Genomic DNA, 16008 nt, shown 5'->3' with positions numbered 1-16008 from the left:
TGATATGAGCATCAAACCAGAGGAAATTAGCTCTCTAATTAAACAGCAGATTGAGAATTTTGAATCTGATGTTCAAGTACAAGATGTGGGTACAGTTATCCGTGTCGGTGATGGTATCGCACTTGCTCATGGCCTTGAGAACGTAATGGCAGGAGAATTGCTTGAGTTCTCAAATGGTGTAATGGGAATGGCTCAGAACCTTGAGGAAAATAATATCGGGATTATCATTTTAGGACCTTACAGAGACATCCGTGAAGGTGACGAAGTAAAACGTACAGGCCGTATCATGGAGGTTCCGGTAGGGGAACAATTATTAGGACGTGTTGTTAACTCTTTAGGACAACCTATTGACGGTTTAGGTCCTGTTAACACAATTAAGTCTCGTCCAATCGAAGCACAAGCTCCGGGAGTAATGGCTCGTAAATCTGTACACGAACCACTACAAACAGGTATTAAATCAATTGATGCTATGGTACCAATTGGTCGTGGACAACGTGAGTTGATTATCGGTGACCGTCAAACTGGTAAAACAGCGATTGCGATTGATACGATTCTTAACCAAGCTGACCAAGATATGATCTGTATCTATGTAGCGATTGGTCAAAAAGAATCAACCGTTGCAGGTGTAGTTGAAACACTTCGTCAAAAAGGTGCACTAGATTACACAATCGTTGTATCAGCAGGAGCTGCAGATCCAGCTCCAATGTTATTCTTAGCTCCTTATGCTGGGGTAACAATGGGTGAGGAGTTCATGTACAACGGAAAGCACGTTTTAGTTATTTATGATGATTTAACAAAACAAGCTTCTGCTTATCGTGAGCTTTCATTATTACTTCGTCGTCCTCCAGGTCGTGAGGCATTCCCAGGGGATGTATTCTACCTACACTCTCGTTTATTAGAGCGTGCAGCTAAATTAAATGACGATTTAGGTGGCGGTTCAATCACAGCTTTACCTTTCATTGAAACACAAGCTGGTGATGTATCTGCTTACATTCCAACAAACGTAATTTCCATTACAGATGGACAAATTTTCTTACAATCTGACTTATTCCACTCCGGTGTCCGTCCTGCCGTTAACGCAGGTTTATCGGTATCTCGTGTTGGTGGTTCTGCCCAAATTAAAGCAATGAAAAAAGTTGCCGGTACACTACGTCTAGACTTAGCTGCTTACCGTGAGCTAGAAGCATTCTCTCAATTTGGTTCAGATTTAGATAAAGCAACACAAGCGAAGCTTAACCGTGGTCAACGTACAGTTGAGATTTTAAAACAAGACTTACACAAGCCACTTTCTGTTGAAAAACAAGTTGTGATTCTTTATGCATTAACAAAAGGCTTCTTGGATGATGTTCCAGTTGCAGATGTTCTTCGCTTTGAATCAGAATTGTTCACATTCATCGAGCATAACAAGAAAGAATTATTCGACCATATCCGTTCAACAGGTGCCTTGCCTGAGGATGCTGACTTAGTAGCAGCAATCGAAGAGTTCAAAAAAGGCTTTACGGTTAGCAAGTAATTAGGACGTAGGATCTAAAGTTGTGAGGGTGATCTAAGCAATGGGTTGCTCCTGTGTAAAAAGTCTTTAGACCTCGTTTCTATTACAAAAGTTTTGCGTTCACGTGCATGTGCGTTTGAATGTATAGTTTTTCAAGCACGTTAGGAAGTATAAAATTTTAGCAAGGAAGCCTGTCGACGTGGTAAAGATTTTGAGGTGTGAAGTATAAGTGCAACTAAGCTTCTGACTTCGCCTTTTCAAGGCTTGCCATTCCGCGAGTTTTCTTTAAAGGTGGTGAAACAAGTGGCTTCATTACGTGATATAAAAGCTCGTATTACGTCTACAAAAAAGACGAAACAAATTACGAAGGCGATGCAAATGGTTTCGGCGGCTAAGCTAAACCGTGCTCAAAGCAAAGCTCAAGCATTCCAACCTTATACGGATAAAATTCGTGAGGTGGTAGAAGGGATTGCTTCTTCTAACACAGAAGTTTCACACCCGATGCTTGAATCTCGTCCCGTGAAAAAAACTGGTTATGTAGTAATGACTTCTGATACAGGTCTTGCTGGTGGTTATAACAGTAACTTGGTACGTGATTTAATTAAAACAATTGAATCTCGTCATCAATCACAGGATGAATATGCGATTATTGTGATGGGTCGTATCGGACGTGACTTGTTCAAAAAACGTAATCTTCCAATCGTTCAGGAATTAATCGGTTTACCTGATCAACCTGAATTTAATGATATTAAAAATGTAGCCCGTACAACTGTTGAAATGTTTGCAGACGGCATTTTTGATGAGTTATATGTATGGTATAACCACTTTGTCAATCCAATCAAACAAGATGTTACCGAGAAAAAGCTACTTCCTTTAACAGACATGGCTGCAAAGGAAAGTGCAGGAGCAAGTAGTGAGTATATCTATGAGCCATCTGAATCTGTCATTTTGGAAACATTACTTCCACAATACGCAGAAAGCTTAATTTACGGTGCATTACTTGATGCAAAGGCAAGTGAGTTCGGTGCTCGTATGACTGCGATGAGTGCAGCCACTGATAATGCTTCAGGTTTAATTGATGACTTGACATTAACATTTAACCGTTTACGACAAGCTGCGATTACGCAAGAGATTACCGAAATCGTCGGCGGAGCAGCTGCGTTAGAGTAGCAAACAAATTCAATGGAATGATACGGACAACACTACTTTGTCGATAAAGTAGTTGATAGCCAAATAGGAGGGAAAAAAATGAATACAGGTCGCATTACTCAAGTAATGGGTCCAGTTGTTGACGTAAAGTTTAACAGCGGACAGTTACCTGAACTCAATAATGCATTACGCGTTGAACAAAGAGGCGCGGATAAAAATGCAGTTGACGTTAATGTAACATTAGAAGTAGCCATTCACCTCGGTGATGATACTGTACGTACTGTTGCGATGTCTTCTACAGACGGACTTGTTCGTGGTACAGAAGCTGTTGATACAGGCGACGCGATCTCCGTACCAGTTGGAGAAGCGACACTCGGTCGTGTCTTTAACGTATTAGGAGAAGCAATTGACTTAGCGGGTCCAGTTGCAGCAGATGTACCGCGTTCTCCAATTCACCGTGAAGCACCTAAGTTTGACGAGCTATCTACAGGTAAAGAAATTCTTGAAACAGGAATTAAAGTTGTAGACTTATTAGCTCCTTATATCAAAGGTGGTAAAATCGGTCTATTCGGAGGAGCGGGTGTAGGTAAAACCGTTCTTATCCAAGAACTTATCAATAACATCGCTCAAGAGCACGGTGGTATCTCTGTATTCGCCGGTGTTGGTGAGCGTACTCGTGAAGGTAATGACTTATTCCACGAGATGACAGATTCAGGCGTTATTAAGAAAACAGCTATGGTATTCGGTCAAATGAACGAGCCACCTGGTGCGCGTATGCGTGTTGCTCTTTCTGGATTAACAATGGCTGAGCACTTCCGTGATAAAGATGGACAAGACGTTCTTTTATTCATTGATAACATCTTCCGTTTCACACAAGCAGGTTCCGAAGTTTCCGCCCTTCTTGGTCGTATGCCATCTGCCGTTGGTTACCAACCAACACTTGCTACGGAAATGGGTCAATTACAAGAGCGTATTACGTCAACTAAAGTTGGTTCTGTTACATCAATCCAAGCAATTTATGTACCGGCCGATGACTATACAGATCCAGCACCAGCAACAACTTTCGCTCACTTAGATGCAACAACAAACTTAGAGCGTAAGTTATCTGAGATGGGTATCTACCCAGCCGTGGATCCATTAGCATCTACATCACGTGCCCTTTCTCCAGAGGTTGTAGGAGAAGAGCATTATGCAATCGCTCGTCAAGTTCAGCAAACACTTCAAAAGTATAACGAACTTCAAGATATCATTGCGATCCTTGGTATGGATGAGCTTTCTGAAGAGGAGAAAATGATCGTAGCACGTGCTCGTCGTATTCAATTCTTCTTATCGCAAAACTTCCACGTAGCTGAGCAATTTACTGGTCAAAAAGGTTCTTATGTACCTGTTAAAGAAACGGTAAAAGGCTTCAAGGAAATCTTAGAAGGTAAGTATGATGACCTTCCTGAAGATGCATTCCGTCTTGTTGGTCGTATTGAAGAGGTAGTAGAAAAAGCGAAACAAATGGCTTAATGCTCATTGGTTTCCGTGTAGTGTGATACATGACCGCTTCGGTGGTCTCTATGGGAGCTAGTGGTGCAAGTCACAACTAGCTTTCCTTACAAATAAGATGAACTTTTAGTAGAAAAGTTTATCAAAACCCGTATTGCTATTGAGGAGGGTTTTACATGCCAACTGTTAATGTGAATGTCGTAACTCCTGATGGCAAAGTGTATGATGGCGATGTAGATATGGTAAGTGTTCGTACGGTTGACGGCGAGCTCGGTATTTTACCAAAACACATTCCATTAGTCGCTCCACTAACTGTCGGAGCTGTACGCTTGAAGAAAGGCTCCTCTGTTGAAAAGGTTGCGGTAAGTGGTGGATTTATTGAAGTTCGCCCTGACCAAGTAACGATTTTAGCAGAAGCGGCAGAATTGCCTTCAGATATCGATGTTGACCGTGCAAAACAAGCGAAGGAACGTGCTGAGCAACGTCTTGGGGAAATCCGCCAAGACCAAATTGACTCCAAAAGAGCTCAATTATCACTGCAACGTGCTATGAACCGCCTTGACGTATCTGGTCAATAAAATTTTAATTAAAACAGCTTATCCCATATGTGGATGAGCTGTTTTTTTGGTTTATTACGGTAGTTGAGAGAGGGTGGCGAGTGTGATTTCGGTGTGTGGAGAGGCGGGAGGGGTAATGTGGTAATAGGGTAATGTGGATAAATAAGCAGATATAAAAGCCAAAAGGATGATTATCTGCACAAAGAGGCGGTTAATGTGAAGATACGAAAGCCAAAAGTGCGATTATCTGCAAAAAGAGGCAGTTAATGTGAAGATAAGAAAGCCAAAAGGACGATTATCTGCAAAAAGAGGCAGTTAATGTGAAGATAAGAAAGCCAAAAGTGCGATTATCTGCAAAAAGAGGCAGTTAATGTGAAGATAAGAAAGCCAAAAGTGCGATTATCTGCACAAAGAGACAGTTAATGTGAAGATACGAAAGCTAAAAGGACGATTATCTGCACAAGGAGGCAGTTAATGTGAAGATACGAAAGCCAAAAGTGCGATTATCTGCACAAAGAGACAGTTAATGTGAAGATAAGAAAGCTAAAAGGATGATTATCTGCAAAAAGAGGCAGTTAATGTGAAGATACGAAAGCCAAAAGTGCGATTATCTGCACAAAGAGGCGGTTAATGTGAAGATAAGAAAGCTAAAAGGATGATTATCTGCACAAAGAGGCAGTTAATGTGAAGATACAAAAGCCAAAAGGACGATTATCTGCACAAAGAGACAGTTAATGTGAAGATAAGAAAGTCAAAAGTGCGATTATCTACACAAAGAGGCAGTTAATGTGAAGATACGAAAGCCAAAAGGACGATTATCTGCACAAAGAGGCGGTTAATGTGAAGATAAGAAAGCCAAAAGAGTGATTATCTCAACAAAGCAGCTCCTCAAATTCATTCCAAAATGAAACTTTTCCCCATTTCATTTCGTTAATATAGTAGCCCAATTTAATTTTGATGATTAAATGTAACGTTTTCTGGGTACATAGTTAAAAGTGATGCAGTCACTATATGTATATGAGCCTTATCGTTCTTGATATTGTCACATTTAACAAAAAAATAGGTCTGTACAACTATATAATTCCATATTTGTTCTATAGATTTTTTGGAACAGATACGTTATTATGAGAGTTGGATTGTTTAAATGAAAACAATCCTGACAAGCCAATCGGCTGATTTTTGTCGAATTTTGATTGATTTAGTAGAAAAGGGAGTTAATACCATGTTTGATGATTTTGGGCAACAGGCACTTATCCATATTTTTGTGAATGTGTTGTTTTTAGGTATCACATGGTGGGCGTTGCAAGCCGTGCGTTTCGATGTATTTTTGCGAGACCCAAAAGGGACGAGAGCGAAAGTATTACAAGTTCTTCTTACATTTGCACTTGCCCATTTGTTAACTGAATTTTTCCTAAGCTATTATCAATCATCACAAATGCTAAGATATTTATTTTAAGAAAAATGGTTTAATCTGTAAGTTTTAGACCTGATGAAGATGTCGAAAAGTGACTACAACTTCCATGTATGCTCACTCCCTACTTGGTAAAAATGTTAGTAAGAGTTATTAAGGAGAGGGGAAGCAAAAATGGAAATGGGGAAAATTTGGTTTGTTGTGGTACTTCTTTTAGGGCTCGTAGCTGTACAATTTGCGAATTCTTTAGGGGGTCATTCCAATGTTCAAGCTGCTAATGATTTACTGGAATTAGCCGAAGAGAAAAATTGGGACATTGATGAGTGGCAGTTTTTAATTAGAGATGAACAGGGCATTATTTTGGACCGAGGAGCTTTTGAACAACATGTACATATCGTGAGCAAAGAGTTAGATGGATGGGAACTAACAGCTTTTGATACATCCGAGCAAGAATGGAAAGCTGTGTTAACTCATCAAGTTCCTGATACGGACATGCAAGAAACGATTTCGTTATTTGCTTATCCGCAGCAAGGACAAAACCAACTTTCGCACACATATACACTTCAAGGATCCTACGCACATACTCTTTCATCTAAGCAACTAGAACCGCTTTTAGACAAACGAATTGATTTTTTCTCATTAAATGAAGCAACTGTTTATACACAAATTAAATCAAGTCAGAACTCAATTTCTTTTGAAAATGGAAAGCCGTTACCTGATGTAGCCAATGACTTACTCCAAACTTTACATGCTGAAACGGTAGAAGCCTTGCAAGAAGAGTCTTTTGTCTCCTTTTCAGGCTATTTAAAGGACTGGGACCAAGCCATTACTACGAACAATCAGGACATGAATTTACAGCTAGCCATTAGACAAGAAGAAGGATTGGGCTCTAGGACGACAGTGACAATAGGAACGCCTATTATTACGACTGAATATTGATAATATAGAAGAGACCATAATTTCTAGACGCGGAGGGGAATACGTTGGAAAAAATTATTGTCCACGGTGGCAACAAGTTAAATGGCACAGTAAAAGTTTCTGGTGCTAAAAACGCAGTGCTACCTGTGATTGCTGCATCGATTTTAGCTGGCCGCGGCACGAGCCATATTTATGATGTGCCTTCATTGGCTGATGTATACACTATGCAAGAAGTTTTACGTAATTTGAATATTGATGTTGATTACAAAGATGGCACTTTTAAAGTGAATGCAGAAAAAGCGTTAAAAACGGAGGCACCGTTTGAATACGTTCGTAAAATGCGTGCATCATTCTTGGTAATGGGTCCACTTTTAGCGCGTGTTGGTAAAGCACGTATCGCATTACCTGGTGGATGTGCGATCGGCTCAAGACCGATTGATCAGCATTTAAAAGGCTTTGAGGCAATGGGAGCAGTAGTAGAGATTGGGAATGGCTTTATTGAAGCTCGTATTGATGGACGTCTTCAAGGGACAAAAATCTATTTAGATTTCCCAAGTGTTGGAGCAACGGAAAACATTATGATGGCGGCAGCATTAGCTGAAGGTACAACGATTTTAGAAAATGCAGCAGAAGAGCCTGAAATTGTTTGTTTGGCTAACTATTTAAATTCCATGGGAGCCAAAGTACGTGGAGCTGGTACAGGTGTAATCCGCATTGAAGGTGTAGACGCTTTAGATGGTGCGGAGCATACGGTTATTCCAGATCGTATTGAAGCAGGAACATTTATGGTGGCTGCAGCGATTACAGAAGGAAATGTATTAGTGGAGGGTGCGGTAAGTGAGCACTTACGTCCACTTATTGCTAAAATGCAGGAAATGGGTGTAGAAATCATTGAAGAGCCGACAGGCCTACGTGTTATTGGACCTAAGAAGCTGAAATCTGTTGATTTAAAAACAATGCCACACCCAGGATTCCCAACAGACATGCAAGCACAAATGATGGCTTTATTACTAAGAGCAGAAGGTACGGGCGTTATTACGGAAACCGTATTTGAAAACCGTTTTATGCATGTAGAAGAATTCCGTCGTATGAATGGTAATATTAAAATTGAAGGCCGTGCTGCGATTATCTCCGGTCCGAACTCTTTACAAGGTGCAGAAGTGGCCGCGACAGATTTACGTGCAGGTGCTGCCTTAGTCATTGCAGGACTTGTAGCGGACGGTGTTACGCGTGTAACCGAGTTAAAACATATCGATCGTGGTTATGTTGATTTAACAGGTAAACTTCAAGGTATCGGTGCTAAAGTTGAGCGTTATAACGATGAAGCTATGACTACAGAGGACGTTACTCAAACGGCTGAAGCGAAAACAAATTTAGTGTAAATCATGTCGTAAGCTCATTACATGGAGAGAGCTTTTGTCTCCAGATGATTATTCAAATAAAACCATCTCTTAGATTTCATGAATCATGAAGCGAAGTGATGGTTTTTTGCTATTTAATGAAACGTTTAATTAAAATTGACTCTTTCATTTAAGCGAATCCTATTAATTTGATTATTTCCGGTTTTACATGTGCTGTTCCTGGTTAAGCTGTTAGAGTGCTAAATGAGGTCAAGCATCGACTTATTTTGTGACCAGGTGCCAAGAAAAACGTTATTTTTCCATACATATAGAATCGTCTGGCAAATCTACTAAATCATGTTCTATCTTTTCCTCGTACTACATATAGTTTTTGTAGAGAGATAACAAATAAAGGAGCTAATGAATGAGACGCTTAATGATTGTGGGAATTATTTTTTGTGTGGCGGTTCTTTTAGTACCAACGATGCTTGTTTTAGGAGGGTCAAATTCCTCAAATGAAGCATTAAACAACTTACAAGCTGAACCAGAAACAACCTCATATAACAGTGAAACGAATGATTATCAAAGTGAAGAAGATGTCCATGTCGCTGTTTATAGAAGTGCCACCTCTGAGGTTGATGAAATCCCATTAGAAGAATATGTCATCGGGGTTGTTGGTTCTGAAATGCATGCATCTTTTGAATTAGAGGCTTTAAAAGCACAGGCGTTAGCTGCTCGTACCTTTGTTTTACAATACTTATTGAATCAAGAAAACTTAGAAGTACCAAATGGAGCACATGTGACCGATACGACCGACTATCAAGTGTATAAGGACGAAGCACAGCTAAAGGAAAAATGGGGAAAAGATTATGAGCAGAACTATGCGAAGGTCAAAGAGGCAGTCCTATCAACAAAGGGAGAAATTTTAACGTATAATGAGCAACCGATCTCGGCCCAATTTTTCTCTACGAGTAACGGCTATACCGAGAACTCTGAGGATTACTACAAATATGAGACACCTTATTTAAAAAGTGTAGCAAGCCCGTGGGATCAAGCTTCACCACGTTTTACAGGAGAAACAAGAATGCCGGTAACGGACTTTGAAGCAAAGCTACAAGTAACATTGCCAGATGACGGAACGGTCGGCACAATCTTATCGCGGACAGAAACTGGCCGAGTTGCCTCTGTAAATATTAATGGCAAAGAAAAATCGGGTAGAGAGGTTAGAGAAAGCTTAGGCTTAGACTCCTCTGATTTCCAATGGCAAAGACAGGGCAATGAAGTAATTATTCAAACAAAAGGCTGGGGCCACGGCGTCGGGATGAGCCAATATGGAGCGAATGGTATGGCTCTAGAAGGAAAAAACTATGATGAAATCGTCAAATATTATTACCAAGATATATCGATTCAAGAATCAGAACCGCTGTTAGAAAAACACCTTGCCAAAAAATAAAAGAAATTCTCGCAAACACCTGTCTGAGCTGACAGGTGTTCTTTGCTATACATAAAGTGGTTTGTAACGTAAAAGAAGGTTGCCAGAAGTATGGTCAGTTGGCTGACTTTTTTGGTCAGCTCCTAATACTCTTGATTCAAGCAGCTGGAGCCGAACACTAGCATCCTTGAAATAAGGCGTACCTTGGCCAAGTAGAATAGGGGTGACAATCACATGTAATTCATCTAATAATTGATTTTTTAATAGAGCGTCATTTAATTGGGCACTCGCTAATAAGAGAATATATCCTTTCTTGTCCTCGTTTTTTAAATCGTAAATACGAATGTATAAGCCCTCGTTTATAATCTCGGTTTGAAGCCAATTTGAATCTTTCATCGTATGTGAGGCAACGATCTTAGGGGTTTGGTTCATATAGTTAGCGGTTTTAGGAAATAGAGAATACGCGTGATCAGTTGGCCAAAAAGAAGCCATATGTTCATAGGTCTTTCTTCCAAATAATAGATAATCTGTTTGATGCAGCAATTCTTCACTATATTGATGATAGGATTGATCGACATGATGCCAATCTAAGCGTTGTTTGGCGTCTTCAAAATAGCCGTCAACACTCAGCATGACTTGAGCAATAACCTTCCTCATCTTCTCACCTCTTGTTCTCATACTTCTTCTAAACTAGTTCGCTACCTTTTAGAAAAAACCTTTTCATATCAATAAAACTTGGCTTTTTTTCATAAAGATGCATAAAAAAGACGCCTTTGTCGAAAAATAATCGAAAAAATTTTTTGAAAGATGTATACAAACCTCTTAATCTGATCAAACTGATTGCTGAGGTGATGAAACAATGAGAGAAGACGAAAACAAACGTACTTCGAAAACTGAAGAAAAATCATTGAGTGTGCAACTTAAACGTCTTATGAGAAAACGTTGGCTTGCTCCCGCATTATATTTAATCGTAGCAGCCGGAATTCTAAGTGCAGTTTTTATTTTAAATGGTCAACAAGATTCTACTAATCCAAATCAAGATGGTGAAGTGGAAGTCAACGATCCTAATTTAGCTTATGACGAGGAAGCTGTAGAAGCGGCAGTAGCCAAAGAACTTCTAAAAATGCCAGCGGATGAGTCAAAGGTTGAATTAGTAGGTATGTTCTATGACCATAACGGTACATCAGAAGAAAAGCAAGCAGCTCTAGTAAGCTATAATAGTTCATTCCATCAAAATTTTGGATTGGATTATGCAATGCCAAATAAAGAAGATTCATTTGACGTCTCTTCCGCTTTAACGGGAACAGTAGTCAAAGCTGAAAAACAACCAATCTTTGGTTATGTTGTAGAGTTAGAGCATGGTGATGGTTTAGTTACGTATTATCACAGTCTAGCGAATCTTGAAGTAGAAGTGGGAGATACCGTTGAACAAGGCGATGTACTTGGACAAGCAGGTAGAAATGAGTACAACAAGGATGCAGGTGTCCACGTACACTTTGAAGTCCGTCATGATGGCGTTCCTATTAATCCGACTGAACTTTTTGAGCAGCCAGTAGATGCAATCTTTGATGTTATCAAAGCAGCAGCTGAGGTAGATGAAGAGGAAGGTAAAGAGGAAGAGCCAACAGAAGGTTCGGAATCTACTGAAGTAACACCAGAATCTACGGATGCTTCTAGTTCTGAAGATGATAAAGAAGCAGACAAAGAAGATGACAGTGAAGACAAAGACAGTGATGCGAATGAAGATGAAGCAAGCGAAACTTTAGGTAGTGTCACTTATCAAATTTAATAACCTTTACTTTTAAATAGTCATAGTCTTAACGCGGCGAGTGAAACAAAAGGGTTTGACAAATTCACAAACAAAAAAATAGCAAAAGCAAGTAACATATAGAAATCTCATCCCTACTAGTTGTAGATGGTAGTAACAACGTTAACGACCGAGTAACAATCGCAAAACTAAGGTGAAATTTAGGCGGGAACTCAAGCGGAAACTTAAGGTTAAACTAGAACTTAAGCGGAAACTTAAGCGAAAACAAAGCTTAAGCTAAAACCTAAGCGTGTAAATGGAAGGCTGGAACGTCAAACAGGTTTGAGATGAAGATGGAATATAATCATGAAGCCGAGTAAGACGATGTGTTTAATGTAAAATAAAAGCTGTATGAGAAGGGTTGCCTTCTTGTACGGCTTTTTTATTTTTTTTTGTGAGAGGGGTGAATGAGGTGGGAAGGATGGGGATGCGTGAGGAAAGGAGTGTGAGTGAGAGAAGCGTGAGGAAGCTGGGGCGGGGAGTGCGGTGGTGTGAGCGGGTGGAAGAGAGAGGAAGTCTAAGTAATAGCTGAATCGCGACACATGGGGGCTGGGAGGTGAGGTGAAAAAGCGTGAGGAAGATCGAAGAATCCGAGCAAAGGTAGGCTTAGATGCGGAAAAGTGGAGAAGTAGCAACACCAGATGCGGGAAAGGGCTCTAATGTTGTAGGGGAAGCGTGGAAGTAACAACACATCGAGTGAAAAAAGGCAGAGTTGTTGTAGGAGAAGGCAAGAAGTAGCAACATCAGCGAGCAAACGCTGAATCACGGGGTTGCGAGCTGGAAAAGGAAGAGGAAGCCCGAGCAAACGCCGAATCACGGGGTTGCGACCTGAAAAAGGAAGAGGAAGCCCGAGCAAACGCCGAATCACGGGGTTGCGAGCTGGAAAAGGAAGAGGAAGCCCGAGCAAACGCCGAATCACGGGGTTGCGAGCTGGAAAAGGGAGAGGAAGCCCGAGTAAACGCCGAATCACGGGGTTGCGAGCTGGAAAAGGAAGAGGAAGAGGAAGCCCGAGCAAACGCTGAATCACGGGGTTGCGAGCTGAAAAAGGAAGAGGAAGCCCGAGTAAACGCCGAATCACGGGGTTGCAAGCTGAAAAAGGGAGGAAGCCCGAGCAAACGCCGAATCACGGGGTTGCGAGCTGAAAAAGGGAGAGGAAGCCCGAGCAAACGCCGAATCACGGGGTTGCGAGCTGGAAAAGGAAGAGGAAGCCCGAGTAAAGGTAAGATATAGGTTGATGAGCTGGATTATTGTGCACATACCAGCCCCCCTCTGCTCAAGTAACTGACATGATAGCCCTTATTCGCACACTTACTCCCACGGCCCCCTCCACACCCCACGGCATACCTCCCCCAAAGGTATACCCCACGTCCCACCCCACCATCGCCAAGCGAACAAGCTCGAATATAAAAAGAGAGAGCTTGTTCGCAATATGAAATAACGCAAATTGTATAAAAACAAGTCTTGTCCTGTGAATAAAGTGGTATATCTCATTAGCCAACCTAATAAACTGTACCAATCACTAACACAGATTTAGGGAGGCGAGTCGTGTGCACGATTACATCAAAGAGCGTACTATCAAGATTGGCAGGTATATAGTCGAGTCCCGAAAGACGGTTCGAACGATTGCAAAGGAGTTCGGTGTCTCGAAAAGTACCGTACACAAGGATTTGACCGAACGGTTGCCGGAGATAAATCCAGACTTAGCAAATGAGGTCAAGGAAATTCTTGAGTACCACAAGTCTATTCGCCATTTAAGAGGTGGTGAAGCGACGAAGGTCAAATATAAGAAATCGCAAGTCGAACCGATTGAAAAAGTCGTCAAAACTAGACAATAAATTCCGAAAAAGCTATCCCTGTTAAGCCCTTTTGTGATAAAATTTATTACTAGGTAAATCGTATTCATTATGAATATGATGTTCGGAAAACAGGGAGGAAAATGAATCATGTTTGGTCGAGATATTGGAATTGATTTAGGAACCGCAAACGTACTAATTTATGTAAAAGGTAATGGTATTGTACTTGATGAACCGTCCGTAGTCGCAGTAGAAACTTCAACGAATCGTGTCCTAGCAGTAGGGGATGAAGCATTCCGTATGGTCGGCCGTACACCAGGAAATATTGTTGCTGTTCGTCCAATGAGAGATGGGGTCATTGCAGATTTTGAATTAACAGAATCGATGTTAAAGCACTTCCTTAATAAAATTAAACTGAAAAGTGTTTTTTCTAAACCAAGAATTCTGATTTGTTGCCCAACTAATATTACGTCAGTTGAACAAAAAGCCATTCGTCAAGCAGCAGAAAAGAGCGGTGGCAAAAATGTGTACTTAGAAGAAGAACCTAAGGTAGCCGCAATCGGTGCTGGAATGGATATATTTCAGCCAAGCGGAAACATGGTCGTTGATATAGGCGGTGGAACAACCGATGTTGCCGTTCTCTCTATGGGAGATATCGTCACCGCCTCTTCGATCAAGGTTGCTGGAGATCGTTTTGATCAAGATATTCTTACGTATGTAAAAAAGAAATACAAACTGTTGATCGGGGAAAGAACAGCAGAAAATATCAAAAAGGAAGTAGCAACAGTGTTTCCAGGTGCACGTAGTGAAGAGATTGATATCCGAGGTCGTGATATGGTAAGCGGTTTACCAAGAACGATATCAGTCAATTCGGACGAAATCCAAGAGGCATTACAAGAATCGGTATCGGTCATTGTACAAGCTTCTAAGCAAGTACTTGAGCAAACTCCTCCAGAGCTTTCAGCAGATATTATCGACCGAGGGGTTATTTTAACAGGCGGTGGAGCATTATTGCACGGAATCGACTTATTGCTCGCTGATCAACTAAAAGTACCAGTTCTTATCGCGGACGAGCCTATGCATTGCGTAGCGAAGGGAACGGGCATCATTTTAGAAAACCTCGACAAAATGTCGAAAAAACGAGTCCAAATATAATATCAGTATTTTCTAATGTTTGAGGTCGTCAAATTTTGATATTGAATGAACCTGAACAACCTAGATCAATCCAAAAAGAAGTAGCATCATATATAAAAGGAGCATGTCCAACACTGGTCATGCTTTTCCGTCCATTTACATTTCCGTCCTACCCCATATAAGTCCTTAGCATTTAACAGTAGTATCAGAACGTTCTTTTTTAGGGTGAGTGCTGGATTCGACAGGACTATGAAGGGCCGACAGGTTGTGCCTGGAAGTTAGCTGGTCACTCAACTTGTAAAGATGACCTTATTAGATATTGCTCCTTTTTGTTCGTGCGACTCCTAATACTAAGCGAGTTGTAAACGACGAGGCAAATGTTTAAAAATTCATCATTGTTGGTGGGGAAGTGAATTAGGCTGCACCACGGAAGATTAGGATGAAAGATCGGACGAGCATTGGCAGCAACTTTTTATAAAAAAAGACCTAATTTCTATGTGAATATGATTTTGACAAGCAAATGAACAGAAAAAATGGACGATTAATCCGATATATACATAGTAGTAATTTTTCGATGAACTCAAAGAGGATGGAGGTGTAAGGATGCTAAGAGGTATGTATGGAGCGGCTGCAGGTATGATAGCTCAACAGCAACGTCAAGAGATGTTAACGAATAATTTAGCGAACGTGCAAACAGCAGGGTTTAAAGCAGACCAGGCTACCATTCGATCGTTTCCGAATATGATGCTTAAAGCGATGAATACGGGAGAGGGACCGGTAAAGCAAAATCCTACAATTGGCTCCATAGCGACGGGTGTCTATATGCAAGAGCAAGTTCCGAACTTCAAACAGGGTGATTTAAACCAAACAGGTAATCCGACTGATTTAGCGTTACTACAAGGCGTGTTGCCAGAGGGTGAAGACGGTGCCCAAGGTTCTTTATTTTTTACTGTTACCGGCGATGATGGTGCTGTACGATATACACGAAATGGTCAATTTACGGTCGACGGTGCAGGCATGTTAACAACGGCAGCTGGTCACCGCGTTTTGGATACGGATGGAAATGAAATTGAAGTGGGCAGTACTTTTTTCAATGTGAATGAGAATGGCGTTATCTCATCATCTGAAGGTGAAATTCTTGGACAAGTTGGCGTTGTGTACGTAGCTAACCCGCTCGAATTACGAAGAGAAGGAAGTGGCTTACTCGCTTATGATGGAGAAGAAGCTGAAGCAGGCTTTCCTCAAGCGGTTGGGTTAGATGGAGTCACCTACCAAATTCAACAAGGTTTTGTGGAAAGGTCGAATGTTGATGCGACAGAAACCATGGCAGAAATGATGAATGCATATCGTGCCTTTGAAGCGAACCAGCGTGTTCTTCAAGCATATGACCAAAGCTTACAAAAAGCCGTCAATGAAATCGGACGCCTTGGCTAATGAGTGCAACATGACACCACGAACAAAAAAGTGGGCGTATAAGGATGAAG

14 protein-coding genes are annotated in these 16008 nt (G+C 41.1%); 12 read left to right on the top strand and 2 right to left on the bottom strand.

The window, feature by feature from the left end; all coding sequences use genetic code 11:
• The first annotated feature begins 4 nt into the window (after positions 1 to 4).
• The 8 genes from atpA to spoIID all read left to right on the top strand — a co-directional run bounded on the left by atpA (position 5) and on the right by spoIID (position 9811).
• Entirely contained in the window at positions 5 to 1513 is a 1509-nt protein-coding gene (gene atpA / locus PQ479_RS16760; protein ID WP_047986986.1) for a F0F1 ATP synthase subunit alpha, read from the top strand.
• Between the two features lie 282 nt (positions 1514 to 1795).
• Positions 1796 to 2662, top strand: a complete 867-nt coding sequence (gene atpG / locus PQ479_RS16755; RefSeq protein ID WP_047986987.1) for an ATP synthase F1 subunit gamma — start codon at positions 1796 to 1798, stop codon at positions 2660 to 2662.
• A 78-nt stretch (positions 2663 to 2740) separates the two neighbouring features.
• Positions 2741 to 4153, top strand: coding sequence for a F0F1 ATP synthase subunit beta (gene atpD / locus PQ479_RS16750; RefSeq protein ID WP_047986988.1), 1413 nt, complete (start codon positions 2741 to 2743; stop codon positions 4151 to 4153).
• Between the two features lie 155 nt (positions 4154 to 4308).
• Entirely contained in the window at positions 4309 to 4710 is a 402-nt protein-coding gene (locus tag PQ479_RS16745) for a F0F1 ATP synthase subunit epsilon (RefSeq protein WP_047986989.1), read from the top strand.
• Positions 4711 to 5833: 1123 nt separating this feature from the next.
• A complete protein-coding gene (locus PQ479_RS16740; RefSeq protein ID WP_273717104.1) occupies positions 5834 to 6145 on the top strand; it encodes a DUF1146 family protein in 312 nt (103 codons plus the stop codon).
• Between the two features lie 129 nt (positions 6146 to 6274).
• A complete protein-coding gene (locus PQ479_RS16735; protein WP_053070272.1) occupies positions 6275 to 7039 on the top strand; it encodes a YwmB family TATA-box binding protein in 765 nt (254 codons plus the stop codon).
• 44 nt (positions 7040 to 7083) lie between these two features.
• Complete coding sequence (gene murA / locus PQ479_RS16730; RefSeq protein ID WP_047986991.1) at positions 7084 to 8400, top strand: UDP-N-acetylglucosamine 1-carboxyvinyltransferase; 1317 nt, start codon at positions 7084 to 7086, stop codon at positions 8398 to 8400.
• Positions 8401 to 8782: 382 nt separating this feature from the next.
• The gene (spoIID, locus tag PQ479_RS16725; protein WP_047986992.1) at positions 8783 to 9811 is read left to right on the top strand and encodes a stage II sporulation protein D; all 1029 of its coding nucleotides are present in this window, start codon (positions 8783 to 8785) and stop codon (positions 9809 to 9811) included.
• Between the two features lie 45 nt (positions 9812 to 9856).
• Here spoIID and PQ479_RS16720 read toward each other — a convergent pair whose 3' ends face one another.
• On the bottom strand, positions 9857 to 10447 hold the full coding sequence (locus tag PQ479_RS16720) for a dihydrofolate reductase family protein (protein ID WP_047986993.1): 591 nt from the start codon (positions 10445 to 10447) through the stop codon (positions 9857 to 9859).
• 202 nt (positions 10448 to 10649) lie between these two features.
• Between PQ479_RS16720 and PQ479_RS16715 the strand changes: the two genes are divergently transcribed.
• Complete coding sequence (locus tag PQ479_RS16715; RefSeq protein ID WP_047986994.1) at positions 10650 to 11579, top strand: stage II sporulation protein SpoIIQ; 930 nt, start codon at positions 10650 to 10652, stop codon at positions 11577 to 11579.
• Positions 11580 to 12114: 535 nt separating this feature from the next.
• On the opposite strand, the gene PQ479_RS16710 is transcribed toward PQ479_RS16715, so the two are convergent.
• A complete protein-coding gene (locus tag PQ479_RS16710; RefSeq protein WP_273717103.1) occupies positions 12115 to 12675 on the bottom strand; it encodes a hypothetical protein in 561 nt (186 codons plus the stop codon).
• Between the two features lie 469 nt (positions 12676 to 13144).
• On the opposite strand from PQ479_RS16710, the gene spoIIID reads away from it, so the two are divergent.
• From spoIIID to PQ479_RS16695, 3 genes are all read left to right on the top strand, one after another.
• On the top strand, positions 13145 to 13432 hold the full coding sequence (spoIIID, locus tag PQ479_RS16705; protein WP_047986995.1) for a sporulation transcriptional regulator SpoIIID: 288 nt from the start codon (positions 13145 to 13147) through the stop codon (positions 13430 to 13432).
• A 108-nt stretch (positions 13433 to 13540) separates the two neighbouring features.
• Positions 13541 to 14545, top strand: a complete 1005-nt coding sequence (mreB, locus tag PQ479_RS16700; RefSeq protein ID WP_047986996.1) for a rod shape-determining protein — start codon at positions 13541 to 13543, stop codon at positions 14543 to 14545.
• A gap of 582 nt (positions 14546 to 15127) precedes the next feature.
• On the top strand, positions 15128 to 15958 hold the full coding sequence (locus PQ479_RS16695; protein ID WP_047986997.1) for a flagellar hook-basal body protein: 831 nt from the start codon (positions 15128 to 15130) through the stop codon (positions 15956 to 15958).
• The last annotated feature ends 50 nt before the right edge of the window (positions 15959 to 16008 follow it).

This window comes from Alkalihalobacillus pseudalcaliphilus, assembly GCF_028610675.1.
Classification (GTDB): Bacteria; Bacillota; Bacilli; order Bacillales; family Bacillaceae_D; genus Alkalihalobacillus; species Alkalihalobacillus pseudalcaliphilus.
This window is presented reverse-complemented; position numbering and strand designations above follow the sequence as displayed.

Coding starts and splice junctions, on each gene's coding strand:
- atpA (WP_047986986.1), top strand. CDS start 5: ATGAGCATCAAACCAGAGGAAATTAGCTCTCTAATTAAACAGCAGATT.
- atpD (WP_047986988.1), top strand. CDS start 2,741: ATGAATACAGGTCGCATTACTCAAGTAATGGGTCCAGTTGTTGACGTA.
- PQ479_RS16745 (WP_047986989.1), top strand. CDS start 4,309: ATGCCAACTGTTAATGTGAATGTCGTAACTCCTGATGGCAAAGTGTAT.
- PQ479_RS16740 (WP_273717104.1), top strand. CDS start 5,834: ATGAAAACAATCCTGACAAGCCAATCGGCTGATTTTTGTCGAATTTTG.
- PQ479_RS16735 (WP_053070272.1), top strand. CDS start 6,275: ATGGAAATGGGGAAAATTTGGTTTGTTGTGGTACTTCTTTTAGGGCTC.
- spoIID (WP_047986992.1), top strand. CDS start 8,783: ATGAGACGCTTAATGATTGTGGGAATTATTTTTTGTGTGGCGGTTCTT.
- PQ479_RS16720 (WP_047986993.1), bottom strand. CDS start 10,447: ATGAGGAAGGTTATTGCTCAAGTCATGCTGAGTGTTGACGGCTATTTT.
- PQ479_RS16715 (WP_047986994.1), top strand. CDS start 10,650: ATGAGAGAAGACGAAAACAAACGTACTTCGAAAACTGAAGAAAAATCA.
- mreB (WP_047986996.1), top strand. CDS start 13,541: ATGTTTGGTCGAGATATTGGAATTGATTTAGGAACCGCAAACGTACTA.
- PQ479_RS16695 (WP_047986997.1), top strand. CDS start 15,128: ATGCTAAGAGGTATGTATGGAGCGGCTGCAGGTATGATAGCTCAACAG.